Source organism: Bradyrhizobium sp. 22, from assembly GCF_000482425.1.
In the GTDB taxonomy this organism is placed as follows: domain Bacteria; phylum Pseudomonadota; class Alphaproteobacteria; order Rhizobiales; family Xanthobacteraceae; genus Bradyrhizobium; species Bradyrhizobium japonicum_B.
Map to the genome: position 1 here is coordinate 604,615 of NZ_KI519399.1, position 24,343 is coordinate 628,957.

Genomic DNA, 24,343 nt, shown 5'->3' on the forward strand with positions numbered 1-24,343 from the left:
AGGCCATCACGATTGGCGTTTGGCGAGGCCCTTGCCTTGCATGCGCCAGACCAGCAGATCGATGCGGTCCTGGCCGAAGAACGGCTCGTTCTCGAACACGAAGGTCGGCACGCCCCAATGGCCTGACGCGGCATGGTCCTTCTCGTTCGCCGCGATCACCTGCTCGTAGCGATCCGGATCCGCGTTGATCGCGGCATCCATCGCGGCGAGATCGAAGCCGGCCTGCTCGGCCGCGCGCGCGAGATGATCGCCCTCGTTCCAGCCCGCCACCGAGCCGTCCCACAGCACGCGCGCGATCGCATCGGTGAATGTGAGCCCGCGTCCCTCGAGCTGCGCCATGGCGCCGAGCCGGGTCAGGCGGTGGATGTAGGGCTGCTCGGCCGCGACATCGAACGTCGTCTTGTCCTGCACGATCGGATCGGGCCGGGGAAAGCGGAACGGAATGCCCTCGTGCTGCGCCACGCGCGTGCTGTCGAGCACGACATATCGAATGAAATTCGGGCTGGCCTTCTTGAAGAAGCCGGGCACGCGCACCGCGAGCGGGTAGACCGGCCGCAGGTTCACCGCGAGATCGTAGTCCTCCACGAGCTTGAGCGTCTTCGGCAGCGCCAGATAGCTGAACGGACTGCGGAAGGAGAAGAAAAGATCAACTGACAGGGTCATCGGCCCGCTCCACGATCCGTCCCATCATGCCGCGGACGACGAGCCTGTGGAAGGGCGTGATGAGCCTGAGGTAGGTCCGTCCGAGGAGGTTGTTGGTCCGCACCAGCGTGGTCGAGGTTACCTCGCGGTCCGCGGCATCGCCTGAAACGTCGACCACGATGCGGAAGTCGAGATGATAGTCGTCGAAGCCCGCGACCAGACGCTCGGGCGTCTCGTCGATCACCGGAAACAGCCCGATCAGGCCGTGCGGCGCCGGGGCGCCTTCGCCCGATGTCTTCAGCCCGAACGGCGTCACCAGGATGTTGCGCAGGCGCAGCAACGTGTCGATCCAGCCCGGCCCGTGCAGCACCATCCGCGTGCAGGCCTCGCGGGCATCGATCGCGGTCGCGCCGATCTGCACGCGAAACGCGTCGATGAACTGCGCGCCGGCCAGCAGCGCATTGGCATCGACTTCGGGAGGCACTTCGCGGACTGTTGCCATCATCCCGCCAATCTGCGCGTCAGCATGCGGAAGCGCAAGATCAGCAGCCCGGCATAAACGAAGGTCCCCACCGAGAACCCGACCCAGACGCCAACGGCGCCCAGGCCCGTGTGGAAGGCAAGAATCCAGCCGACGGGAAAGGCGACGCACCAATAGCCGATCACCGCGAACACCAGCGTCATCCTGGTGTCGTTGATGCCGCGTAGCGCACCGCCCACGATGGTCTGGAGGCCGTCGGCGATGAAGAAGGTCGCGCCGACCACCAGCAGCGTCGCTGTCAGCTCGACGGTCGCTGCGCTCGCCCCGCTGCTGCCGAAAAACAGTCGGCCTAGTTCGTATCGACCGAGGATGATCGCGACGGTCAGGGCCGAGACGAGAGCTGCTCCAAGTACGCCCGCGGCGAGCCCTGCGCGCCTCACCGCGGCCGAATCATTGCGGCCGAAGGCATGGCCGACCCGCACCGTCGCCGCCATGCCGATGCCGAGCGGCACCATGAACAGCACGGCCGTGACCTGGAGCGCAATCTGGTGCGCGGCAATCGCGGTGGTCGAGATCAGTCCCATCAGCAGCGCCGCGGAGGAGAACAGGCCGTACTCCATCAGCAGTGAGAACGAGATCGGCGCGCCGATCGCTATCAGCTGGCGCATCAACGGCCAGTCGATCCGCCACAGATGGGCGAGCGGATGATAGTCCGCGAATGGCTTTCGCCACGCGGCAATCGCGAGCACGGCGGCGAAAGTGCCGAGGTTGACGATCGTGGTCGCAAGTCCCGCGCCGAACAGGCCGAGCTCGGGCAGGCCGAACAGGCCGTGGATCAGGGCGCAGACCAGCAGAGCATTGACCGGGATTGCCGCGACCGTGATCCACAGCGGCGGCTGCGGCCGGTTCACCGCGCTCATCATGCTGCGCAGCGCGATGAAGCCGAGCGCCGGTGCGATGCCCCAGGCGAGGCCGTTGAGATAGCGCTGCGCCAGCGCGGCCGATTGCGGCACTTGGCCGAGCGCGAGCAGGATCTGCTCGCCGTAGAGCGGCGAAGCCATCATCGGCAGCGAGATCAGGAACGCGACCCACAATCCGACGCGCAAGGAGCGCCGAATGAGCCTGACGTCGCCGGCGCCGAAGGCCTGTGCGGCCAGCGGCGACACCGCCGACATCAGGCCGAGCCCGAAGGTGAAGCTGACGAAATAGACCGTGTGCGCCAGCGCCGCCGCCGCCACCGCATCCTCGCCGAGCCGCCCGATCAGCGCGAGATCGGTCGTGATCATCGCGATCTGCCCGAGCTGCGTCAGCATCAGCGGCACGGCCAGCCGCAGCGTCTCGACGAATTCCTGCGCGAGATGGTTTGGCGGCACGCCGGCTTGCGGCTGCGCTTGATGTTGCACGGTGTCGAGCATGACCGCTCATAGCACGGCCGCGCGACGAAAACATGGCCCCAGCCAGCAGCTCGGTGCCGTAAGGTGGGCAAAGGCGCATTTGCGCCGTGCCCACCACCTATCCAATATTGCAACAGACGCGTGGGCACGCTTCGCTCTGCCCATTCTACGATATTGTGCGCTTCCGCCACCTTCTCCCGCACGGGGAGAGGAAAGGACCTCAGCCCTTCCTGTCCGGCACGCGCTTGATCTTGGCGCCGAGCGCGTTCAGCCGTTCCTCGATGCGCTCGTAGCCGCGCTCGATCTGGTCGGCGTTGTTGATGGTGGAGGTGCCCTGGGCGCACACGGCCGCCAGCAGCATTGCCATGCCGGCGCGGATGTCGGGCGAGGTCATGGTCGCGCCGTGCAGGCGGCTGGGGCCGGCGATGATCGCGCGGTGCGGGTCGCACAGCACGATGCGCGCGCCCATCGCGATCAGCTTGTCGACGAAGAACATCCTGGATTCGAACATCTTCTCGAACATCAGGATGACGCCCTCGCATTGCGTGGCGGTGACGATCGCGATCGACATCAGGTCGGCCGGGAAGGCCGGCCAGGGCTGGTCCTCGAGCTTCGGCACATGGCCGCCGAAATCGTCCTGGATCTTCAATGTCTGATTGGACGGCACGATGAGATCGTCGCCCTCGACCCGGCAGACGATGCCGAGCCGCTCGAAGCCCATCCGGATCGAGCGCAGATGCTCGACGCCGGCGCGTGTGATGCGCAACGGAGAGCGCGTCACCGCGGCAAGCCCGATCAGCGAGCCGACCTCGATATGGTCGGGCTGGATCCGGTAGGTCGCTTCGCCCAGCGTCGCCGGCCCGTGCACGATCATGGTGTTGGTGCCGATGCCCTCGATCCTGGCGCCGAGCGCGACCAGGAAGTTGGCGAGATCCTGCACGTGCGGCTCGGAGGCCGCATTGCGCAAGTACGTGACGCCGTCGGCGGCGACCGCGGCCACCAGCGCGTTCTCGGTCGCGGTGACGCTCGGCTCGTCCAGGAACACGTCGGCACCGGCAAGCTTGGGCGCGCGGAACTCGAGCCGGTCGGTCGCGGTGACCCTTGCTCCCAGTTGCTCCAGCGCCAGCACATGGGTGTCGAGCCGGCGGCGGCCGATCACATCGCCTCCCGGCGGCGGCAGCATCACTTCGCCGCAGCGGGCGAGCAGGGGGCCGGCGAGCAGGATGGAGGCGCGGATCCGCACGCACAGTTCGGGGTCGAGATCGGCGGCGCGGATGCTCTTGGCGTGGATATTGAGCGTATTGCGGGCGGTCCATTCCGCGGACGCACCGACCGAGCGGATCAGCTCGACCAGCGTCTCGGTGTCGCGGATGCGCGGCACGTTCTCCAGCGTCACCGGATGCTCGGTGAGCAGAGCCGCGGCGATGATCGGTAGCGCCGAATTCTTGTTGCCGGACGGCTCGATCGACCCCGAGAGCCGGTGACCGCCCTCGACGATGTATTGGATGGGCGCCACGTCGGTTTTCTCCGTCCTGTTGCGTTGGGGCGGGCTGCTTCGGGAGCGGAAACTACCGAGAATTGAGCAGGGTAGCAATTCTGCACTTGCGGCGGCGGAAGCCGCTCATCGGCCTCGAACCGGCCCGCTGCGCCAGGCGTTTAGAACAAGCCGATGATATTCGCCACCACATAAAGGACGACGATCAGGATCAGGACGCCCATGGCCAGGAAGGATATCTCGATGGCGATGGCGCCGGTCCCGAGCGCGGCCGCGACCCCGGCCAGCAAGCGCTCTTCGCGAAACACCAGCGCGAGCACGGAGAACAAGATGGCGATCAGGCCGAGCGAGATTGCGGCGACCGTGGCGGTTTCACTCCAGCTTCGTCCAGCCGACTTTTCGACCTTCGGAGCCTGATATTCCACGCCCTTCACCTTCGCGACGATGCGGTCCTTGATGCGATGGCCGGTGTCGACGATCACCTTGTCCGCCGGCGGCGGCGGAAACACGATCGGCACCACCCAGTGCGGCAGCACCGCCGCGATCAGCGCCAGCACGCCGACAATGCTGCCGATGATACCGAGGCGGCGTGAGGGTGCAGTGGAACTGGGCGTTGCGGAGGCGATCATGACATGAGGCGTCCCGGCCGGAATTGGCCAATGGGTTCATGCCAGTTCGTCGCGATGGCGCGTGGTGAGGTTCAGACCGTGTGCCCCTACGTCGTCATGCCCGGGCTTGTCCCGGGCATCCACGTTCTCTGTTCCGCGGGGCAAGACGTGGATGTCCGGGACAAGCCCGGCCATGACGCCGCGGAATCAGCGAGCCTTCAAATATCGATCGTCGCGCTGAGCGAGTGTTCCTGGATGAAGTCGCGGCGCGGCTCGACCACGTCGCCCATCAGCTTGGTGAAGATGTCGTCGGCCTCGTCGACCTCCTTGACCTTCACCTGCAGCAGCGAGCGCACGTCGGTGTTGAGCGTCGTCTCCCAGAGCTGCTCCGGGTTCATCTCGCCGAGGCCTTTGTAGCGCTGCAGCGTGATGCCCTTGCGGCCGGCGTCGGTGACCGCCTCGAACAGGTCGGCCGGGCCGTAGACCATGTGCTCGACATCCCTGCGCCGCAGCTTGCCGGGGCGGGCGTAAACATCTTGAAGCTTCACCGTGTACTCGTCGAGCTTGCGCGCCTCGGCGGACCCCAGGAAGGCGTCGTCGATGACAGCGGCTTCCTTGACGCCGCGCACGGTGCGCTCGAACTGGAAGCCCTGGCCTTCCACGTATTGCCCGATCCAGCCGCGCTCGACCTCGTCGGCCTGGTTGTCCAGCCGGCCCGCGATGTATTGCGCCGCAGCCGCGGCTTTCTCGGGATCGCCGTAAATCGCCTTGTTCAGCACGCCGGTAATGGCGGCCTGCTCGATGACCTTGCGGTTATAGCGGCTGTGCAGATTGCGCAAGATGCTGCGGACCACGCGGGCGTCGTCGACCAGCGAGCGCAGGTCGCGGCCGGTGCGGTCGCCGCCGCTGCCGGGAATGAAGACGCAGTCGTCAAGCCCGGCGTCGATCAGATAGTCTTCCAGCGCCCGTTCGTCCTTCAGGTACTGCTCGGACTTGCCGCGTGAGACCTTATAGAGCGGCGGCTGGGCGATATAGAGATAGCCGCCGTCGATGATGTCCCGCATCTGCCGGTAGAAGAAGGTCAGCAGTAGCGTACGGATATGGGCGCCGTCGACGTCGGCGTCCGTCATCACGATGATCTTGTGATAGCGCAGCTTCTCGATCGAGAACTCGTCGCTGATGCCGGTGCCGAGCGCGGTGATCAGCGTGCCGATCTGCTCGCTCGACAGCATCTTGTCGGGGCGGACGCGTTCGACGTTGAGGATCTTGCCGCGCAGCGGCAGCACCGCCTGGAATTCGCGGTTGCGGCCCTGCTTGGCGCTGCCGCCTGCCGAGTCGCCCTCGACGATGAACAGCTCCGACTTGGCCGGATCCTTCTCCTGGCAGTCGGCGAGCTTGCCGGGCAGCGAGGAGACCGAGAGCGGGCTCTTGCGGGTCAGCTCGCGCGCCTTTCGCGCGGCTTCGCGGGCGGCTGCGGCCTGGATCACCTTGCCGACGATCATCTTGGCCTCGGAGGGGTGCTCCTCGAACCAGGCCTGGAGCGCCTCGTTGAGCACGTTCTCGACCACGGGACGCACCTCCGAGGACACCAGCTTGTCCTTGGTCTGCGACGAGAACTTCGGATCGGGCACCTTCACGGACAAGACGGCGGTGAGGCCTTCGCGGCAATCGTCGCCGGTCAGCGCGATCTTCTCCTTCTTGGCGTTGGCCTCGGCATAGCCGTTGACCTGGCGCGTCAGCGCGCCGCGGAAGCCGGCAAGATGGGTGCCGCCGTCGCGCTGCGGGATGTTGTTGGTGAAACACAGCACGTTCTCGTGGTAGCTGTCGTTCCACCACAGCGCCGCCTCGACGCCGATGCCGTTGGCTTCCGCCCGCACCATGATCGGCGCCGGCACGATCGGGCTCTTGTTGCGGTCGAGATACTTGACGAATTCCTCGACGCCGCCGGAATAGTGCATCTCCTCGCGCTTCTCGACCGCATGGCGCATGTCGGAGAGGGCGATGTTGACGCCCGAATTGAGGAAGGCGAGCTCGCGCAGGCGGTGCTCCAGCGTCGCGAAATCATACTCGACGTTCTTGAACGTGTCGGTCGAGGCGTGGAACGTCACCTCGGTGCCGCGCTTGCCCGGCGCGTCGCCGACGACCTTGAGCGGCGCCACGGCGTCGCCATGGGCGAATTCGATGTAGTGCTCCTTGTCGTCGCGCCAGATGCGAAGCTCCAGCTTGCTCGACAGCGCATTGACGACGGAGACGCCGACGCCGTGCAGGCCGCCGGAAACCTTGTAGGAGTTCTGGTCGAACTTACCGCCGGCATGGAGCTGGGTCATGATGACCTCGGCCGCCGAGATGCCTTCGCCCTTGTGGATGTCGACGGGAATGCCGCGGCCGTCGTCGCGCACGGTGACGGAATTGTCGGCATTGAGGATCACGTCGACGCGCGTGGCGTGGCCCGCCAGCGCTTCGTCGATCGCGTTGTCGACGACCTCGTAGACCATGTGGTGCAGACCCGAGCCGTCGTCGGTGTCGCCGATATACATGCCCGGGCGCTTGCGGACGGCATCGAGACCCTTGAGCACGCGGATCGATTCCGCACCGTATTCGCTCGGATTGGAGGGCTCGTTTTCGGCAGCGGGCTGCCGAGCTGGTTCTGTCATGAGAGGCCTTCGAATGTCGCCCGAATCAGCGGCGCAGAAGGCGCTGATTTGCGAGGCTATTTGTGCCATGAAAGCGGGCTAGCGCCTAGCGCAAAGTATGCTGCCGCAACCCTTTGAGCAGATAGGGTTTTTCGGTCGGTTTTCAAGCCTTCAGAAGGCCGATTTGGGGCCCTGCAAAAAAGCGATTCGAGGGGTCGTTTTGGGGCCCTGAAAGGCGTGGATTTTGCGGGGCGTGACGTCGTCCCAGGCGCCGGTCAGAGCATCTTTTTGGCAAAGTTCATGGCGCGACCCGCGGTGCAGCCGTTCCCGCTTGCAAGCGGGAACGGCTGCGCGCCGCCTTTGTGGTCGGCTCAATACATCTGCAGCGGCAGCACGTCGCCGCTCGGGCCCACCACGAGGCCCCAGATGTCGCCGGCGGCCACGGTGAGCTTGTCGGTGCGAGCGGGCTGTCCTTGCGTGCGCACCGCGTATTGGTACTTGCCCGGTGGCAGATCGAGCATCGGGCCTTTCGGCGCTTGCGGGCCGCCGGCACCGGCCGCGATCTTCACCGCCTGCTTGTTGATCGTGAGCGAGGCCTCCTTCGGGCCCATGTTGCCGAGCATCACCCGGGCCTGCCCGGCCTTCGGCATGATGTCGGCCTTCACGGCGACATCCGCGTTCTTCTGCGCCAGACTGACCGTGGTCTCGCCCTTGGTCCGGCCGAGCTTGAGCACGGCCGGGCCCTGCGGCCAGGTGAAATCGATCTGCGCGTGGTCTGCGGACACCGCCGCGCCGTCGGTCTTTTCCTGCCAGCCGAGCTTGGACAGCTCCGCGCGGTAGAAGGCGAGGACGTCCTGGAGCGGCGCCGGGATGCTGGCTGTCAGCTCGCGGCGGAGCGGGGCCTCGCCGCCGGGGATCTTGGTGGTGGCAAGCGATTTCGACGAACGCTGCGTCGGCACGGGCAGCGGGGATTCGGTGTCGAGCTTGAGCGGCTCGGAGGATGGGGCCTGCACTTCCGGGATGGCTGCCGGCTTCGCCGTGGCCATCACCAGGCCCGATCCGCTGGCGCTCACGTTCACGTTCGGGCCCATCTGCATCACGGTCATCGAGATCGACTTGCCACCCCTGGCGAATTCCATCACCGCCATGTTGGGCTGGTTGATCACGGAGGGCTGCTCCTTCCAGCCGGCGGGCTTGAGCGATGCGCGATAGAACGCGGTGAGCGCCTTCACGCTCGACGCCGAGGAGAATTCCAGCCGGCCGTCGCCGCCGTCGAATTTCACGCCTTCGGCGTTTTCGGGCAGCGGCACCGGCGTCGTGCCGTCGGCAAGCGCCGTGAGCGGTGCGTCCGAGAGAGAGACGGCCTGGGCCTTGCGCCTGATATCATCGGCGGCGATGAGCTGCTGGGCCGCCCCCAAGGCCTCGCCGAGGAATCTCGCGTCTGCCTCCTTCTTCGCCTTGGCGCGGGCGGCAAGCGCGGATTCCTTCACCTGCGCGGTCAGGCTGACCATGGTGAAATCATACTTGCGGCCAAGCCGCAGCACGCCGGTTTCCTCGGCGTTGGAGATCCTGATCGCGACGTCGTCGCCGGCGGCGAGCGGTGCGTTGCCATCCTCCCGCCAGCCGCGCGCGGCGAGCTCGCGCTGATAGAAGGCGAGCACGGCGGGCAGCTCGGCCATCGCGGCGGCCGACATCTCGCGCGTATTGGATCTGGCGCTGCCGAGGCTCCTTGCCGATTTGGTCGGCTTGGGCCGCGGCAACCCGGCCATGTCATCGTCGGCCTCGAGCTCTTGCGGTAGTGCGAACGGCGCCACCCTGATCTCGACGTTGGTGCGGCCGTCGTCGCGGCGCGTCAAGGTCAGCATGACCGGCTTCTGCTTGTAGAACTGCGTCGTGTCGCCGCCGGGATGATCGAAGAAGACACGCAGGCCGTTCGGCACCGTCTCGCCGAGATCGGCGTTCGGCCAGCGCGCCGCCGTCTCGGGCGTGAGCCTGCGCCAGCCGATCGCCGCCATTTCCTTGGCGAAGAATTCCGACGTCGCATCCAGCGCGCCGGGCGCGATGCAGCCGAGATAGGGTCGGGTCTCGTCGAACACGAGGTTCGTCGCGCCGTCCGGAAAGGGGACGTTCGCATAGATCCGGTTCGGCGTGTAGGACACCGCGGATTGATCGGGGCGCCCGCGCGCCTGGGTGAAGGAGACGCGCAGCCCCTGCCGTCCCTTCTTGAAGGTCAGCGCGGCGCTCCTCTCGTCCAGCGGATAGACATAGGGCATCCAGCCGTCGGCGCTGAGCAGCTTCCTGGCGGCGTCCGACGCCGCGCTAACGGCGCTCGGCACCGTATAGACTACGCGGTGGGCGTCGGGGCGCGAGGTGTCCTCCATCGCGCCATCGAGCCGCGGCAGCGTATGGACGTCGACGATGCCCTCGTCGGCCGCGCCCGCGGGACGCGCAATGCCCGCCATCGCGAGAATGCCGCAGGTCAGCAGCAGCCATCTGGCCGGGACTTGCGCCCCAAGCGGGATCATCGGCATCGTCAAAACTCCTGGATGTCGCGCGGGTCGCCATGCCCTGCGCAGCGGACTGCGGCGCCGTCGGCGCGCGGCCTCTGACCAGAAGTCGCGGCGGGAACCGGAGAGGTTCAACAGGGCGCCGATGCCGGGGCGTGAAGCGGCGCTCAGTACAGCTGAAGCGGCGGCCACGCCTCTCCGTCCGGCCCGACCGTGAGCTCCCAGGTATCGCCGGCTGCGACGGTGAGCATGTGCGTGGTGGCTCGACGACCGGGCACGCTCAATCCGTAGGAATATTTGCCGGGCATCAGATCCAGCGCGACGGCGTTGGCGCCGGCGGGACGCGCAATGCTCCGCTCGTTGATCGTGAGGACGGCCTCGCTCGCGCTGATATTGCTGAAGACCAGCTTCGACTGACCAGGCTCGGGCAGGACGTTCGCGCGTGTCGCGACATCCAGATTTTTCTGCACGAGCTGGACCGAGGTGCTGTCGCGGTTGCGGGCGAGCGCCAGCGCTGCAGGCCCGACCGGCGAGACGAAGGCGAGGCGCGCGTGATCGGCGTCGACCGCTGCATCATGCTGCTGTTCCTGCCAGCCGAGCTTTTGAAGCTCGGTACGATAGAAGGCGAGAACATCGCCGAGCGCTGCGGGCACACGCGCTTCGAGCTTGATCCGGAGCGGAGCCTCGAGGCCCGGCATCATGGTGGTGTGGATGCCGCGATAGAGATAGCGGGTCGGCGCTGGCAGCCTGGCATCGGGATCCGGCGTGAGCGCGGCCGAGAACAGCGGCGGCAGGTTCGACACGAAGGCGCCGGCGCTGGCCGCGAGCAGGCAGCTTGCGATGAGCGCAAGACCGCACGCGAACAGCTGCCATCGTGCCGGAGCTTGCGCCCCATGCCTCACCGTCGTCATGCCCGTGCTCCAAGGATATCGCGCCTGTCCGAGATATTCGCAGCGATGGCCGCGTGTTGCGGCCTCAAGCAGCTAGTCGCTGACGGAAACGGGCGGGTTCAACGCGGCGGCCTAGCCTCTGGCCGAGACTCGTCCGCTCTCGACGTCAAACACTTCGCCTCCGGCGCCGATCTCGGCGAAGGCCGCGGGGTCCGCGCCGGTCAGCCAAACCTGCGCGCCGAGCTTCTTCAGCTCGTCGAACAGCGCGGCGCGGCGGCTGGGGTCGAGATGCGCCACGACCTCGTCGAGCAGCAGCAGTGGCACGATGCCGGTCATCTCGGCGACCAGGCTCGCATGCGCCAGCACGAGGCCGATCAGCAGCGCCTTCTGCTCGCCGGTCGAGGCGTCGCGCGCCGGCATGCTCTTCGGCGCATAGATCACCTGCAGGTCGGTGAGATGCGGGCCATCGGTGGTGCGGCCGGCAATCGCATCGCGCGGGCGGTTGTCGCGCAGGATCTGGCGATAGCGGTCCTCGACCGAGGTCGCGGTCTCCTGAAGCAGTGCATTCTCCATCCAGCCGTCGAGCGCGATCTGCGCCGAGGGGAAAGCGGAGGCCTGCGCGCGCGCGTTGAGCATGCCGGTGAGACGCGCAGCAGTCTGGCCGCGCGTGGCCGCGACCGCGACCGCAAGCTCCGCGGTCTCGCGCTCGATCGCATCACACCAATGGTCGTCGTAATTGCGGGTTTCGAGCAGCCGGTTGCGCGAGCGCAAGGAGCGCTCCAGCGCGTTGATGCGGCTGGAATGCTCGCTATCGATGGCGAGCACCAGGCGGTCGAAGAAGCGCCGCCGCTCGGACGCCGCGCCCATGAACAGCCCGTCCATCGCCGGCGTCAGCCACACCATCCGGATGTGGTCGCCGAAGGCTGCCGCCGAACCCACCGGCTCGCGGTCGATGCGGCAGCGCCGGCTCACCGCGCTGTCGGGCCGCGGTGCATCGATGCCGGTGCCGAGCGTCGCCAGCCCCAGCGCGCCCTCGACCTGCGCGGAGACGGCCCAGGAGCCGTCGCCCTGGTTGTCGGCGACGTCTTCCAGCGTGGCGCGCCGCAGCCCGCGTCCCGGCGACAGGAACGAGATCGCCTCGATGCAATTGGTCTTGCCCGCCCCGTTAGGCCCGACCAGCGCCACCAGGTCAGCCGCCGTCTCGAGCCCCGCCGCCCGATAATTGCGAAAATGCGTCAGCGTCAGGCGATGAATGCGGGAGGGGGTCATATCACTCTGTCATTGCCGGGCTTTACTTCCCTCCCCCCTTGTGGGGGAGGGTGGCGCCTCACGTAGTGAGGCGACGGGTGAGGGGTATCTTACCGCCCGGCAAGCTTTGCAAGGATATCCTCCAACACGGAAGTGGACCGCTGAAGCACGTCATTGTTCCAGTAGCGCGCGATGGCAAAGCCTTCAGTAGACAGAGCTACGTCACGATCCGCATCGCTTCGTGATTCTGCGTGCTGGCTTCCGTCGACTTCGATCACGAGCCGCTTGTCGAAGCAGACGAAGTCGAGAATGTAGTTTCCGAACGGGACCTGCCGGCGAAACTTGTATGCCGACATGCGGCGGTCTCTGAGCAGACGCCACATCGCCGCTTCGGCATCCGTCGGCGCGTGCCGCATGTTCTTCGCGAATTGGCGGAGATTTTTGGGGACCGGCCGATGGGACGGATCTTGCGGCACTAACCCCTCACCCGACCGAGTCTATGTCCTCCAGCGGAACTGCCCTCTCCCACAAGGGGAGAGGGCACAACAATGCGGATCGCGCTCTTGTTGAGAGGAAAAGCCGCTGCTTCATCCTCACACCCGCATCGGCATCAGCACGTACAGCGCGCTCTTGTCGTCGCGGTCCTGCACCAGGGTCGGCGAGCCGGGGTCGGCGAGGCGGAGCGTGGCGACGTCGCCTTCGATCTGGGCGGCGATGTCGAGCAGGTAGCGGGAGTTGAAGCCGATATCGAGGGCGTCGGAGGCGTATTCGACCTCGAGCTCTTCGGTCGCGCTGCCGGAATCCGGATTGGTCACCGACAGCACCAGCTTGCCCGGCGACAGCGACAGCTTGACGGCGCGCCCGCGTTCGCTGGAGATGGTGGAGACGCGGTCGACCGCGTTCTCGAAATCCTTCTTGTCGACGACGAGCTCCTTGTCGTTGCCTTGCGGGATGACGCGGCCGTAATCGGGGAAGGTGCCGTCGATCAGTTTCGAGGTCAGCACGACGTTGCCGATGGTGAAGCGGATCTTGGCCTGCGACAGCTCGACCGTCATCTCGGCGTCGGTATCCTCGATCAGGCGCTGCACCTCGCCGACGGTCTTGCGCGGCACGATCACGCCGGGCATGCCCTCGGCGCCCTTGGGTTGCACCAGGTCGAGCTGGGCGAGGCGGTGGCCGTCGGTGGCGACGCCGCGCAGGGTGGCGGCCTTCGCCGTGCCGGCGGCGTGCAGATAGATGCCGTTGAGGTAATAGCGCGTCTCCTCGGTGGAGATCGCGAACTGGGTGCGGTCGATCAGCCGCTTGATGTCCTTGGCGGCGAGCGAGAAGGAATGCGACATGTCGCCGGCGGCCAGATCCGGGAAGTCGTTCTCCGGCAGCGTCTGCAGCGTGAAGCGCGAGCGGCCGGCGCGGATCGCCAGCACGGCGCGGTCGCCGTCGGCCTCCAGCACGATCTGCGAACCATCCGGCAGCTTGCGCACGATGTCGTAGAACATGTGCGCCGGCACGGTGGTGGAGCCCGCGGTGGCGGTTTCCGCAGGCAGCGTCTCCGTCACCTCGAGGTCGAGGTCGGTCGCCTTCAGCGACAGCTTGGCGTTCTCGGCCCGGACCAGCACGTTGCCGAGGATCGGAATCGTGTTGCGGCGCTCGACGACGCGGTGGACATGGCCCAGCGACTTCAGCAGTTGCGCGCGTTCGACCGTAACCTTCATTGTACTACTCGCCCGATCCCCAAGGAAACAACGTTAGGAACGCCGGGCGGCGGGACGCGCGCCACGGCACCGAAGACCCCGAAAAGCCGGATCATCCAGCCGATATGACCAAAGCTGCCAGGGTCGCGCAAGGTGGCGCGGATGGCCCCCGGATTCAAGGGATTGGGGGCCAGTTCCGCACGATTCCCACGATTTACCGCCCAAACGAAAACCGCCGCCCGGGCGAGGCCGGGGCGGCGGCAGGATGGCAGGAGCGCCTTAGGCGCTTATTCCTGGAGCTGGCGCTTCAGCGACTCCACTTCCTCCGACAGCGCGGTGTCCTTGGAGACCAGCGCCTCGATCTTGCGCACGGCGTGCAGCACCGTGGTGTGGTCGCGCCCGCCGAAGCGGCGGCCGATTTCGGGCAGCGAGCGCAAGGTCAGTGTCTTGGCGAGATACATCGCGACCTGGCGCGGACGCACCACGTTGGCGGTGCGGCGCGAAGAGAGCAGGTCGGAGCGGCTGACATTGTACTGCCGCGCCACCACGCGCTGGATGTCCTCGATCTTGATCCGCTTCGGCTCCTGCGGCCGCACCAGGTCACGCACCTCGTGCTCCGCCATCTCCAGCGTCACCGGCCGGTTGTTGAGCTTGGAGTGCGCGAGCAGGCGGTTGATCGCGCCTTCGAGGTCGCGGCCGTTATGGGTGATGGTGCGCGCCAGATAATGCAGCACCTCCTCGGGCACCTCGAACGTCGCATGATGGGTGCGGGCGGCTGCGACGCGCGACTTGAGGATGCCGTGGCGGAGCTCCTCGCCGAGCGAGCCCATCTCGACCACGAGGCCGCCGGCGAGCCGCGAGCGCACGCGATCGTCGAGGCTTTCGAGATCGGACGGCGGACGGTCGGCCGCGATCACGACCTGGCGGCCGGCGTCAATCAGCGCGTTCAGCGTGTGGCAGAATTCGGCCTGGGTCGATTTGCCCTGTAGGAACTGGAGATCGTCGATCACGAGCACGTCGATGCCGCGCAGCGCTTCCTTGAAGGCCAGCGCCGTCTGCGTCTTCAGCGCGGCGACGAAGCCGTACATGAATTTTTCCGCGGTCAGGTACAGCACCTTGCGCTCGTTGCCGGAATTGCCGGCCCAGGTCACGGCCTGCAGCAGATGCGTCTTGCCGAGGCCGACGCCGGCATGGATGTAGAGCGGGTTGAACATCACGGGGTCGCCGCGGCGCCCTTCCGCGACCTGACGGGCAGCCGCATGCGCCAGCGTGTTGGAGCGTCCGACCACGAAGCTCGCGAAGGTCAGGCGCGGATCGAGGGGCGAACCGCCGAGCGCATCGTGATTGGCCGAGACCGGCGCGGTTGCGGTCGAGCGCAGCTCCGGCGCAGGCGCGCGGCGTGCTTCGACCGGGGCGGGCGCGTCCTTCGGCTGCGTCACCGGGCGCACGGCCGAACGCACCGTGAGGTCGATGCGATGAACTTCCGGCATCTCGGCCTGCCAGCACGACAGCACGCGCTCGGCGTAATGGGCCTGGATCCAGCTCTTCAGGAAGCGCGTCGGCACCGAGAGCCGCACGCTCTCGTCCTGCACGCCTTCCAGATCCATGCGTGCAAACCAGCTCGTGTAGACGTCTTCGCCAACGCTCGAGCGCAGCCGACCCTTCACGCGTGACCAGCGATCCTGTTCCATTGTCATCGTCAGAAAACTTCTCTTGAGAGATTTAGTTGCGTGGTGAGCGCCATGCAGAGTTCCTGCCGTCAGGGGTTCTGTCATGGGGCGACCTCAGAGCGAGTCCATCGTCAGACATGGCTCCGCCGTTCGGCGAGAACGCCGCGTCCGGTCAGCGATGTCAGAGATGGAGGGTTCGCGAGGTCAGCGCGTACTCGGCGCTCCGTCACACGCGGGAGGCTGGAGGTCGGACTGATCTAAACCGGCATCGTTCGAAGAGAAGACGTGTTTCAATACCGCGTTGAGTCCGTAAGACATGATACCTCCCCGTCCTGCCGTGATTGCTCACGACAAGGTCCTGCGTGTCCAAAAGACAGCCGCGGCGTACGATGTCGCGGATGCCTGCCCGTTCGAATGTCCGCTCGACTTCGCCACCTTGCGTGCCGGGATAACTTTGCGATGTCCCTCATATGCGCCTGGCACGAGGCGGGAAGATCCCGCTTGGAGACATTCAGACAAACAGCTACCATTCCCATATTGCTATGGGTTGTGAACCGACATCACTTTTTGAAGCGTCGCCTACGTGCACACCGCCGCCGATTTGCACGCTCGCCCCGTTTCCTAAACCGCGCTGGTCTGAAGATCGTGGGCGCCGCTGACGACCTAAGGAATACACTAAGCGGAAAGACTCGCAACGAATTGATTCACACTTGAGCCACCAAAAAAACTTGACGTCGGTTAACGTCGCGCGCGACTTGTGCACAGGCTTCGGAGCAAGTTTTTGGATTCGTGCGCAGAATCGAGAACGCCGCACCTCATGTGACAATTCTCCGCCACCGCCAAAATTTTTTAACAAAATCTTCATGCGCCCGACGCGCGGACGAATTTTCCAAATGCTTGCGGTCACTATGTCGATAAGTGATTAGCGAGACATCGTTTTTTGAGTCTCGTTTCGCAGGGTAACTCCCACGCTGTGTGTGTTCCGGTGAATCTACGGTGTGTAGAACTTTCGTCGCTTGCGGATTCAATTCGAGCCCGCGGCACAGGGGTTTTCGCAACGCGGTGAAGGTCTGCGCCGTTGCAAGACTGCTGTTGCAGGACATCGGCAGGTAGAACTACGGAACGAAGAATGGTGCAGGCGCTGCGAGCCCGCCGATCGAGCGTCGATCGTGCGTGTCCGCTTTCCGTGTATCATGACAGGCAACAAAAAAGCCCGGCGCGATGCCGGGCTGTTTGACGTGTGCGATGTGCGATCGATCCGTCGACCGGTCGGCCCACCGTGACTTGCAGGCTGACCTGACGAGCTTGCTTGCGAGCTTACTTGGCGAGCTTGGCGATCTGCGCGGTGAGGCGCGAGACTTTGCGGCTGGCGTTGTTCTTGTGAATGATGTTGCGCTGCGCGGCACGCATCAAGGCCGGCTCGGCATTCGCCAGCGCCTTCACGGCGGCGGCGCGGTCGCCGGTCGCGATGGCTTCCTCGACGGTCCGCACGGCACCGCGCATCTGGGTGCGGCGCGACTTGTTGACGGCGGTGCGGCGGGCGATCTTGCGCGTCGCTTTCTTGGCGGAAGTGGTATTGGCCATGGTCTCAATATCCTTTGCGGGTACCGGTCGCGTCTTGGTCGGGTAGCGCCGGCTTGCTTGACCGCGGAATCGACGCTCGGATTTAGGGTGTTCGGTTGCTGGGCTGTCCCGGGAACATGAGGCCTCAAGGAGCCCTAAGCTCAAGTGGCCTGCAACTGCTCAAAGAACAGCGGCGGCAGGATTGCGCCCACCGCCAGTTGGCGCCCTTATAGAGAGGCTCTTCGGCACCGTCAACGCTTTCCGGGCTGGAAAAGCGGCCCCAAGGCGTCCCAGGAGGCACTGTAACGCCCTGAAGAGGTTGAATTTCTGCCGTCGCCCGGCTATTGGCTGGCGGGGTCTTGTCCAGGTCCTCCGATCGGACGACCAAATAAGGTGAGGCATGATCCGCGGCTTTTTCCGACTGATTGGGCTGTTGCTGCTCGCCGGCGGGTTCATCTTCATGGTCTATGACGGCGCCCGCTGGGTGGCCGATCAGACCCTCAGGTTCACCCGGTTCGGCCAGTTCTGGAACGACATCAATCAGGCCAGCCAGTCGGCCTTCCGGACCTGGGTCGAGGCCAAGGCGCCCTGGCTCTGGACCTCGGTGATCCGCCTGCTGCTGGATCAGCCGGTCTTTGCCGTCCTCGGCATTCTCGGCATCCTGCTGATGATCCTGTTCCGGCCGCGGAAGCCGCTGATCGGCTATTCCCGGGATTGATCTTTGGCGGCACCGGTGTGTCCCGCCCGATCGGCGTCGGCGTGGGCGCTTAAGGCAAGCACAAGCTCGGTGCACTTCTTCCGTTTGCAAGCGGGAGAAAGGGCGCACCGTGTCTGCATCGAGCGGCGTCGCGTCACAGCGCTCCCCGCAAACGCTTTATTAACCATAACCGGTGCATCACTGGAGCTGTCTCGTTTCGAGGGATAGGTCCGGTGCCAGTTGCACGCGCGTTTCGATCGTCGATCTCGGCAGTGGTCCTGACAGCGTCCGCCGCGCTGACCCTTGGCGGCTGCATGCAGACCGCGGGCCCCGTCGCGGTCATGCCACCGCGCGCCGACCTTGATTCCATGGCCTATGGCCAGCCCTACAATGCGCCGCAGCCGGTTGTCGTCGCCGACGGCGGCGGCGCCATCGGCGCGCTGCGCAATTCCTTTGCCTCGTCGCCCGCCCCCATGCCGGTCGGCTACGCCGCGCCGATGGCGGCGCCGGTGCGCTATGACGCCTCCTACCATCTCGACGCCGGCGACAAGCTCCGCGTCGTGGTCTACGGCCAGGAAGGTCTCACCAACAGCTACGCCATCGATGCCGGCGGCTCCATCACCATGCCGCTGATCGGCGCGGTGCCGGCACGCGGTCGCACCACCGCCGGACTTGCCGGCGAGATCGCCGCGCGCCTGCGCAACGGCTACATTCGCGAGCCTTCGGTCGCGGTGGAGATCGAGGCCTATCGTCCGTTCTTCATCCTCGGCGAAGTCACCGCGCCCGGCCAATATCCTTACGTGCCGAACATGACGGTCGAGAGCGCTGTCGCGATCGCCGGCGGCTTCTCGCCCCGCGCCAAGCGCGACGTGGTCACCGTCACCCACACCGAGCGCGGCGGATCCATGCGCGCCGTGGTGCCGCTCGGCACACCCTTGAACCCCGGCGACACCGTGTTCGTCGGCGAGCGCTGGTTCTAGGTTTCAGCCAAACTCTCTCTTCGCGTCATTCCGAGGCGCGCCTAAACGCGAACCCGGAATCCCTTTCTCCACCGACTCTGCCTCACGATGGATTCCGGGCCTGCGCCTGTCGGCGCATCCCGGAATGACGGCGGGGGACGTCACCAGATTCCTACCTTCGAAAATCCAGCCGGCCGTTCGGAAAACATCCGTCGATCCGGCTAGCGTCGATCACGAGGCCGACCCATGGTCGCGTGATCGCCGGCGTGGTCAGGTTGATGTATTTTCCGACCAGGCGAGCTGCGCCTTCGCGCGCGGCCTCGATCAGCCCGTGCCGGCGGCCATCGTCCCAGTCGAAGCGCAGATAGACCCGGCCGGCCCCGACGCGGATCTCCGCGCATCCCTGTTTCCATTTGTCCGGCGTATCGCCGACAATGGTCGGATCGGCCCCGCCGTTCCAGCGGCTCGTCCACATGCCTTCGAGCGGGTCGGATCGCGCTGCGATTGTTGCCCACGATGCCGCATTGTCGTCCGCGGCATCGCCGGGCAGCGAGGCCGTCGCGGCATAATCCATCACCTCGGAATCGTCAGGAGAAGGGACATCCATGGTTCCGAACGGATTGCGGATGACGAGATGCGTGATGGATTGCTGCATGGCGATCTCCCGGCGTGAGCTGGCTTTGATCCGCCAGCTCTATCGCCGCGCGCCACGCTGCAGCCACCCGATTTCTGCTTTGGAGGCAAGGCCCAACCCTCTCCCCGGTCATTCCGGGGCGCGCGTTAGCGCGAACCCGGAATCCATAACCACGATCGGGAGTATGGATTGCGGGCCTGCACCGCTTCGCGGCGCATCCCGGAATGACAGAAGAGAAACACAAGTCCTATCTCAAATGCTTCGCAAAGAATTCCATGCTGCGCGGCCAGGCGATGTCGGCGCTGGCCTTGTCGTAGCTGGCGCGCTCGTCGCAATGGAAGCCGTGCTGCGCGCCCGGATAGACGAAGACCTCGACCTCGGGCCGTTTCGACTTGATGGTCTCGACGTCGGTCAAGGGGATGCCCGCATCCTTCTCGCCGAAATGCAATTGGGTCGGCACCTTCGGCGTCTCCTCGGCAAAGCGAACGACGGCGCCGCCGTAATAGCCGATCGCGGCCTTCAGGCCGGTCAATCGCGTCGCCGCGACGAAGGCGATGCTGCCGCCCAGGCAAAAGCCGATGATCCCGACCGGGCCGATGTCCTTCACCGCATCGATCGCCGCCTGCGTGTCGCGCAGCATCGCAGCCCAGTCCGGATTGGCAACGAACTTGCGCGCTTCGGCGACCTCATCGGGCGAATAGCCCGACTGGAAGTTCGGCGCGGTGCGGTCGAAGATCGACGGCGCGATCGCGACATAGCCTTCCCCGGCGAGGCGGTCGCAGACCGAGCGGATGTGGTGATTGACGCCAAAGATCTCCTGGATCACCACCACCGCGCCCTTCGGTGCGCCCGAGGAGTCAGCGCGATAGGCGCCGAGCTGGAAATTGTCGGAGGCCGTCAGCTTGATGTCCTGTCCCACGCGGGTTGTCCTTTTTAGTTGTTAAGAACTCAGTCTCTCCCCTCATCCTGAGGAGCGCGCCCTTCGCGCGCGTCTCGAAGGATGAAAGGCCGAGGTGCCGCAGCGGGCAGCACCTACTCCCACATCCAGTTCTCGCCGTAATCCTCCTTCCATCCCGCCAGCCGCCCCTGGCGGAATTGCAGAAACAGGCGGTGGCGATAGGGGATCAGGCCGCTGCCGCCGATGTTGCGCAGCGCGAGATAGATCTCGTTGCCGGGACGCCCGCGCACATATTGCAGTGGCTGCCCGAGGGCGCGGGCGGTCTGCTCGGCGTCCATGCCGAAGGCGAGCGGAATGTTGTTGGACAAGGTCGCGACGAAGGGCCGGCGCGACGGCACCGCGCCGAACGGCTCGGCCTGCGCCGACGACGACAGCAGCGCAGTCGTTGCGACGGCCGCGAAGATCGCTCGCATCATGTCTTGCGTCCCGGATTGCCTAGCCTATGCCGCAGGTTCTTCAGGCAAGTTCTTCAGGAAAGCCGAGACGGCGTCAACAAAAGCCTTGGGCTGATCGATGTTGACGGCGTGACCGGCAGCGGGGATCGCGACCTTTTGTGCCCCGGGGATTTTTGCGGTCATGTAGTCGGACGCGGCCAGGAACGGCGTGTCGTCGGCACCGACCACGATCAGCGAGGGCACCTTGATGTCGGGCAGCAGCTCGATCACGCGGGCATCGCGCTGGGTCAGCATGCCGCGTGCGGCGAGCGCCAGTCCCTTGGCATCGCGATGACTGGCGGCGGCGCGCTCGGGCGTTGCCGACTTCAGGACCTCGAGGCCTTCGCGGTCGAGCCTGTCGGCGGTGGCGAGCGCCCGCGCATTCCAGGCTTCGCGCGCGTCGTCCTTCTTGAAACCGGGGCCGGTGTCGATGATCAGCAGCGCGCGCGTCCGCTCCGGATGGGCGCGATAGAACGCGAGCGACATGTAGCCGCCGAGCGACAATCCGCCGATGATCGCGCGCTCCGCACCGACCGCATCGAGGATCGCCGCCATGTCACCGACCGTGAGGGCTTCGCTGTACGCGCGGGGATCATCGGGATAGTCGGACCGGCCGTGGCCGCGCATGTCCCACAGGATCAGCTTGTGCTCCCTGGCGAGCGCATCGACCTGACCATGCCACATCGCCGACGTCGAGGAATAGCCATGGGTGAGCAGCAGCGGCGGTCCCTCGCCGTGAACCTCGTAATGGATATTGACGCCGTCCCGATTGATCCCAGGCATGGTTTCCGTCCCTCTTGTCTCTTGCTCACTCTAGCGGCGAATGACAGCGCAGGGGGGCGCGAAAGCGCGAAAAATTGCCCTTTGTTATCAATGCCATTGTACTGTGCATGGGGTTGTTTTGCAGATTTCAGGTCCCGCCATCGCAACCAGAACCCATAAAATTGCACCGAATTCCCCAAGGTTCCATTGAGCACGCCTCTTAAGGGCCGGAGAACCTGATCCGGCTTAGGCTGATGCCAAATCCCGATCCCATGCTTTGGGGAAGCCATGAACGCGCCAGCCAAATCCGCCGCCAAACGCCGGCTTCTGCTCGCCTCCGACCGGAGCGACGAGAGTTCCGAGCTCGCCAGCATCCTGAAAGCGGTCGGCGACGTCTCGACGGTGACGACGCAGGACATCCCCGAAAAGCCCTCGCGCGATCTCTCCGGCCTCGTGGTCGACATCAACCTGCGCTCGCCCGAAAGCGTGCAGCGGGTGCGCAACAAGCTGCGCGGCGATGCCTATCGCTCGATGCCGCGGCTGTTCGTCCTCGCGGACGCCCTCCATCACGGCACCATGCAGGCCTGGGCGTTAGGAGCTACCGACACCATCTCACGCCCGCTCCAGGCCGAGGCCATCCTGCAGCGCATTCGCGCCGCCTTCCCGGACACCGCGGCCTATGACGCGACCGATCGCGGCAAGACGCTCAACCGCGGCGTCGAGGCGGCGCATGCGGTGCTGGCGAAGATGTTCGAGAAGCTGCCGCTCGGCGTGCCCCTGACCTTCGACGACGTCATCGCGGCGGAAAGCAAGATCCTGAAGGCGATCAAGCATTCCTCGCTGCGCGAATGGCTCACCACGGTCGGCTGCCATCATGTCGGCAGCTATCGCCACTGCCTGTTCGTCACCGGCTTCGCGGTCGCCTTCGCGCAGCATCTCGGCATGCGCGAGGACGATCAGCGCCGCCTCGTCCGCGCCGCGCTGCTTCACGACGTCGGCAAGGCCTTCGTTCCCTCCGCGCTGCTCGACAAGCCGGGCAAGCTCACCGACGAGGAGATGGCCGAGGTGCGCCAGCATCCTCGCCGCGGCTATGACGCGCTTGCCGCCCAGGGCGGTTTCCCGCCGGAGATGCTCGACGTGATCCTGCATCATCACGAGTTTCTCGACGGCAGCGGCTATCCGAACGGCCTGTCGTCGAACCAGATCAGCGACATCGTGCGTCTGACGACGATCGTCGACATCTACGCCGCGCTGGTCGAGAAACGCGCCTACCGCATGCCGTTCACGCATTCGCGTGCGTTTGCCATGATGGAAGGCATGAGCGGCAAGCTCGACCAGCAGCTGCTGCAAGCGTTCCGCCCGGTGGCGCTGGGGTCGTTCTGAAACTAGCCCGTCATTCCGGGGCGCGCGAAGCGCGAACCCGGAATCTCGAGATTCCGGGTTCAACGCTACGCGTTGCCCCGGAATGACATTCCCTCACCCCACCATCTTCCGCAGCTCCGCCTTGGCGACCTTCTCCAGCGTCGAGCGCGGCATGTCGTCGACCAGCCTGATCTCGCGCGGCACCTTGAAATCGGCAAGGCCTTTGCGGCAGGCTTCCATCACCCGCTCGTGCAGATCGGGCGCGGCGCCGGCGACACCGCCCAGCGGGATGATGAAGACCACCGGCACCTCGTCCAGCATCGGGTGCGGCTTCGCCACCACGGCGGCTTCGCGCACGCCCGCTACCAGCGCGATCACCTGCTCGATCTCGGAGGCCGCGACGTTCTCGCCGCCGACCTTCAGCATGTCCTTGGCGCGGTCGCCGAACTTGATGTAGCCGTTTTGGAGCCGCTCGACGCGGTCGCCGGTGAGGAAGAAGCCGTGCTCGTCGAAGCTCTCGCGCGTGGCTTTCTCATTGTGCAGATATTCGGCGAACAGCGACAGGCCGGGGATGCCCTTGATCGACAGATTGCCGGTGCCGCCGACCTCGGTCGGCCGGCCCTCGTCGTCGGTGATGCGGATCTGATATTCGGGCGCGGCGCGGCCGATCGACATCGGGATGTTGGGCTGGTCGACCTCGCCGACGATGCCGTGGGTGATGGTCTCGGTCATGCCCCACCAGCCGATCATCTTGATGCCGAAGGCGGCGAAGGCCGGCGGTTCGTTGATGGCGGTGCCCCACAGGCGGAACTTGTGGTCTTTCGGGATCTCCTGCTCCAGCAGCGCCTTCATGCAGAACGGGATGGTCGAGGTCCAGGTCGCGCCGTGCTCGCGCGCGACGCCCCAGAACCGGCTCGCCGAGAAGCGCGGCTGGATCACGCAAGTGGCGCCGACCCACAGCGTGGCCAGCATGGAATAGGCCAGCGCGTTGGTGTGGAACAGCGGCAGGTAGGTCTGATGCACATCGCTCGCGTGCAGGTCCTCATGCGCGGCGTTGATCTTGGCGCCCCACAGCGCGTTGGCGTGGGTCCACAGCACCGCTTTGGGTCGCGATGTCGTGCCCGAGGTGTACTGCACGCTGCACGGCGCCAGCGGATCGGTCGGGCGCCTGGGGCGGTCGGCGCTGTCGGCGAACAGCGATTCAAACCTGTCACCGCGGGAGACCGCCTGCGCAGGCGCCGCGCCGGCATCATGTGAGGTCACCGCCATCCAGCGAATGTTGCGGCAGTTCTGCGCGACGAGTTCCGCATAGGCGGGTTGGGTGATCGCGGCAACCGCGCCGCAATGATCTGCGAAATACGCGATCTCGGCCGGTGCCGAGCGCGTGTTGGTGGTGACCGCGATGGCCCCGAGCTCGACACAGGCAAACCAGGCCAGCATCGCCTCGATGCAATTGTCGAGATGAATGAGCACATATTCGCCCGGCTTCACGCCGCGCCGTGCCAGCCCCGCCGCCAGCGCGCCGACCCGCTCGTGAAACTCGCCATAGCTCCAGCGCCGCGCCGGTGCCTCGAACGGCGCCCAGATCAGGAACGGATGATCGCGCCGGACCTCGGCGCGCATCTTGAGCAACCAGGGCACGTCGAGTCCGTCGAACGGGCCGACGATTCCGGCGGTGGTTTGTTGAAGTGACATGGCTCCTCCCCGTGCATCCC

The 24,343-nt window shown here is 65.8% G+C and carries 21 protein-coding genes; 3 read left to right on the top strand and 18 right to left on the bottom strand.

Translation table 11 applies throughout. From position 1 onward, the window contains the following. Positions 1-6 precede the first annotated feature (6 nt). The 13 genes from K410_RS0104185 to rpsT form a co-directional block, all read right to left on the bottom strand. A complete protein-coding gene (locus tag K410_RS0104185; RefSeq protein WP_028133677.1) occupies positions 7-663 on the bottom strand; it encodes a 2-hydroxychromene-2-carboxylate isomerase in 657 nt (218 codons plus the stop codon). Further along, positions 647-1,147: a DUF2867 domain-containing protein gene (locus tag K410_RS0104190; RefSeq protein ID WP_028133678.1), complete on the bottom strand. Its 501-nt coding sequence runs from the start codon at positions 1,145-1,147 to the stop codon at positions 647-649. The genes K410_RS0104185 and K410_RS0104190 overlap by 17 nt, the downstream gene beginning before the upstream one ends. Then, positions 1,144-2,538 carry an MATE family efflux transporter gene (locus K410_RS0104195; RefSeq protein ID WP_028133679.1) on the bottom strand — a complete coding sequence of 465 codons (1,395 nt, stop codon included), beginning with the start codon at positions 2,536-2,538 and terminating at the stop codon, positions 1,144-1,146. The genes K410_RS0104190 and K410_RS0104195 overlap by 4 nt, the downstream gene beginning before the upstream one ends. 199 nt (positions 2,539-2,737) lie before the next feature. Further along, the gene (murA, locus tag K410_RS0104200; protein WP_028133680.1) at positions 2,738-4,033 is read right to left on the bottom strand and encodes a UDP-N-acetylglucosamine 1-carboxyvinyltransferase; all 1,296 of its coding nucleotides are present in this window, start codon (positions 4,031-4,033) and stop codon (positions 2,738-2,740) included. Between the two features lie 140 nt (positions 4,034-4,173). Continuing rightward, the gene (locus K410_RS0104205; protein ID WP_028133681.1) at positions 4,174-4,641 is read right to left on the bottom strand and encodes a hypothetical protein; all 468 of its coding nucleotides are present in this window, start codon (positions 4,639-4,641) and stop codon (positions 4,174-4,176) included. Between the two features lie 197 nt (positions 4,642-4,838). Continuing rightward, positions 4,839-7,274 carry a DNA topoisomerase (ATP-hydrolyzing) subunit B gene (gyrB, locus tag K410_RS0104215; protein ID WP_028133682.1) on the bottom strand — a complete coding sequence of 812 codons (2,436 nt, stop codon included), beginning with the start codon at positions 7,272-7,274 and terminating at the stop codon, positions 4,839-4,841. Between the two features lie 350 nt (positions 7,275-7,624). After that, complete coding sequence (locus K410_RS0104220) at positions 7,625-9,784, bottom strand: hypothetical protein (protein ID WP_028133683.1); 2,160 nt, start codon at positions 9,782-9,784, stop codon at positions 7,625-7,627. A gap of 143 nt (positions 9,785-9,927) precedes the next feature. Continuing rightward, positions 9,928-10,671: a hypothetical protein gene (locus K410_RS0104225; protein ID WP_028133684.1), complete on the bottom strand. Its 744-nt coding sequence runs from the start codon at positions 10,669-10,671 to the stop codon at positions 9,928-9,930. 111 nt (positions 10,672-10,782) lie between these two features. Continuing rightward, on the bottom strand, positions 10,783-11,919 hold the full coding sequence (gene recF / locus K410_RS0104230; RefSeq protein WP_028133685.1) for a DNA replication/repair protein RecF: 1,137 nt from the start codon (positions 11,917-11,919) through the stop codon (positions 10,783-10,785). 89 nt (positions 11,920-12,008) lie between these two features. Continuing rightward, entirely contained in the window at positions 12,009-12,374 is a 366-nt protein-coding gene (locus K410_RS0104235; RefSeq protein WP_028133686.1) for an endonuclease domain-containing protein, read from the bottom strand. A gap of 117 nt (positions 12,375-12,491) precedes the next feature. Next, positions 12,492-13,610 (bottom strand): DNA polymerase III subunit beta, encoded by a 1,119-nt coding sequence (dnaN, locus tag K410_RS0104240; RefSeq protein ID WP_028133687.1) that lies wholly within the window; start codon positions 13,608-13,610, stop codon positions 12,492-12,494. 266 nt (positions 13,611-13,876) lie between these two features. Further along, the gene (dnaA, locus tag K410_RS0104245) at positions 13,877-15,286 is read right to left on the bottom strand and encodes a chromosomal replication initiator protein DnaA (protein WP_028133688.1); all 1,410 of its coding nucleotides are present in this window, start codon (positions 15,284-15,286) and stop codon (positions 13,877-13,879) included. Between the two features lie 1,290 nt (positions 15,287-16,576). Then, the gene (gene rpsT / locus K410_RS0104250) at positions 16,577-16,843 is read right to left on the bottom strand and encodes a 30S ribosomal protein S20 (RefSeq protein WP_027563963.1); all 267 of its coding nucleotides are present in this window, start codon (positions 16,841-16,843) and stop codon (positions 16,577-16,579) included. Positions 16,844-17,222: 379 nt separating this feature from the next. On the opposite strand from rpsT, the gene K410_RS0104255 reads away from it, so the two are divergent. Both K410_RS0104255 and K410_RS0104260 read left to right on the top strand, forming a co-directional pair. Then, positions 17,223-17,540, top strand: a complete 318-nt coding sequence (locus tag K410_RS0104255; protein WP_028133689.1) for a hypothetical protein — start codon at positions 17,223-17,225, stop codon at positions 17,538-17,540. A 212-nt stretch (positions 17,541-17,752) separates the two neighbouring features. Then, positions 17,753-18,499, top strand: a complete 747-nt coding sequence (locus K410_RS0104260; protein WP_028133690.1) for a polysaccharide biosynthesis/export family protein — start codon at positions 17,753-17,755, stop codon at positions 18,497-18,499. A gap of 151 nt (positions 18,500-18,650) precedes the next feature. On the opposite strand, the gene K410_RS0104265 is transcribed toward K410_RS0104260, so the two are convergent. The 4 genes from K410_RS0104265 to K410_RS0104280 form a co-directional block, all read right to left on the bottom strand. Further along, positions 18,651-19,133 (bottom strand): hypothetical protein, encoded by a 483-nt coding sequence (locus tag K410_RS0104265; RefSeq protein WP_028133691.1) that lies wholly within the window; start codon positions 19,131-19,133, stop codon positions 18,651-18,653. A 226-nt stretch (positions 19,134-19,359) separates the two neighbouring features. Continuing rightward, a complete protein-coding gene (locus K410_RS0104270; protein ID WP_028133692.1) occupies positions 19,360-20,031 on the bottom strand; it encodes a dienelactone hydrolase family protein in 672 nt (223 codons plus the stop codon). A gap of 113 nt (positions 20,032-20,144) precedes the next feature. Further along, a complete protein-coding gene (locus tag K410_RS0104275) occupies positions 20,145-20,486 on the bottom strand; it encodes a hypothetical protein (protein ID WP_028133693.1) in 342 nt (113 codons plus the stop codon). Between the two features lie 24 nt (positions 20,487-20,510). After that, complete coding sequence (locus K410_RS0104280) at positions 20,511-21,287, bottom strand: alpha/beta fold hydrolase (protein WP_028133694.1); 777 nt, start codon at positions 21,285-21,287, stop codon at positions 20,511-20,513. 267 nt (positions 21,288-21,554) lie between these two features. Here K410_RS0104280 and K410_RS0104285 point away from each other — a divergent pair, with 267 nt between their 5' ends. After that, the gene (locus K410_RS0104285; RefSeq protein ID WP_028133695.1) at positions 21,555-22,649 is read left to right on the top strand and encodes an HD-GYP domain-containing protein; all 1,095 of its coding nucleotides are present in this window, start codon (positions 21,555-21,557) and stop codon (positions 22,647-22,649) included. Between the two features lie 93 nt (positions 22,650-22,742). Here the strand turns inward: K410_RS0104285 and K410_RS0104290 are convergent, their stop codons facing one another. Continuing rightward, positions 22,743-24,323 carry an AMP-binding protein gene (locus K410_RS0104290; RefSeq protein WP_028133696.1) on the bottom strand — a complete coding sequence of 527 codons (1,581 nt, stop codon included), beginning with the start codon at positions 24,321-24,323 and terminating at the stop codon, positions 22,743-22,745. Positions 24,324-24,343: the final 20 nt, after the last annotated feature.

Coding starts and splice junctions, on each gene's coding strand:
- K410_RS0104280 (WP_028133694.1), bottom strand. CDS start 21,287: ATGCCTGGGATCAATCGGGACGGCGTCAATATCCATTACGAGGTTCAC.
- K410_RS0104205 (WP_028133681.1), bottom strand. CDS start 4,641: ATGATCGCCTCCGCAACGCCCAGTTCCACTGCACCCTCACGCCGCCTC.
- K410_RS0104255 (WP_028133689.1), top strand. CDS start 17,223: ATGATCCGCGGCTTTTTCCGACTGATTGGGCTGTTGCTGCTCGCCGGC.
- rpsT (WP_027563963.1), bottom strand. CDS start 16,843: ATGGCCAATACCACTTCCGCCAAGAAAGCGACGCGCAAGATCGCCCGC.
- K410_RS0104265 (WP_028133691.1), bottom strand. CDS start 19,133: ATGCAGCAATCCATCACGCATCTCGTCATCCGCAATCCGTTCGGAACC.
- K410_RS0104285 (WP_028133695.1), top strand. CDS start 21,555: ATGAACGCGCCAGCCAAATCCGCCGCCAAACGCCGGCTTCTGCTCGCC.
- K410_RS0104190 (WP_028133678.1), bottom strand. CDS start 1,147: ATGATGGCAACAGTCCGCGAAGTGCCTCCCGAAGTCGATGCCAATGCG.
- K410_RS0104290 (WP_028133696.1), bottom strand. CDS start 24,323: ATGTCACTTCAACAAACCACCGCCGGAATCGTCGGCCCGTTCGACGGA.
- gyrB (WP_028133682.1), bottom strand. CDS start 7,274: ATGACAGAACCAGCTCGGCAGCCCGCTGCCGAAAACGAGCCCTCCAAT.
- K410_RS0104220 (WP_028133683.1), bottom strand. CDS start 9,784: ATGCCGATGATCCCGCTTGGGGCGCAAGTCCCGGCCAGATGGCTGCTG.
- dnaA (WP_028133688.1), bottom strand. CDS start 15,286: ATGACAATGGAACAGGATCGCTGGTCACGCGTGAAGGGTCGGCTGCGC.
- recF (WP_028133685.1), bottom strand. CDS start 11,919: ATGACCCCCTCCCGCATTCATCGCCTGACGCTGACGCATTTTCGCAAT.
- dnaN (WP_028133687.1), bottom strand. CDS start 13,610: ATGAAGGTTACGGTCGAACGCGCGCAACTGCTGAAGTCGCTGGGCCAT.
- K410_RS0104275 (WP_028133693.1), bottom strand. CDS start 20,486: ATGATGCGAGCGATCTTCGCGGCCGTCGCAACGACTGCGCTGCTGTCG.
- K410_RS0104195 (WP_028133679.1), bottom strand. CDS start 2,538: ATGCTCGACACCGTGCAACATCAAGCGCAGCCGCAAGCCGGCGTGCCG.
- K410_RS0104225 (WP_028133684.1), bottom strand. CDS start 10,671: ATGACGACGGTGAGGCATGGGGCGCAAGCTCCGGCACGATGGCAGCTG.
- K410_RS0104185 (WP_028133677.1), bottom strand. CDS start 663: ATGACCCTGTCAGTTGATCTTTTCTTCTCCTTCCGCAGTCCGTTCAGC.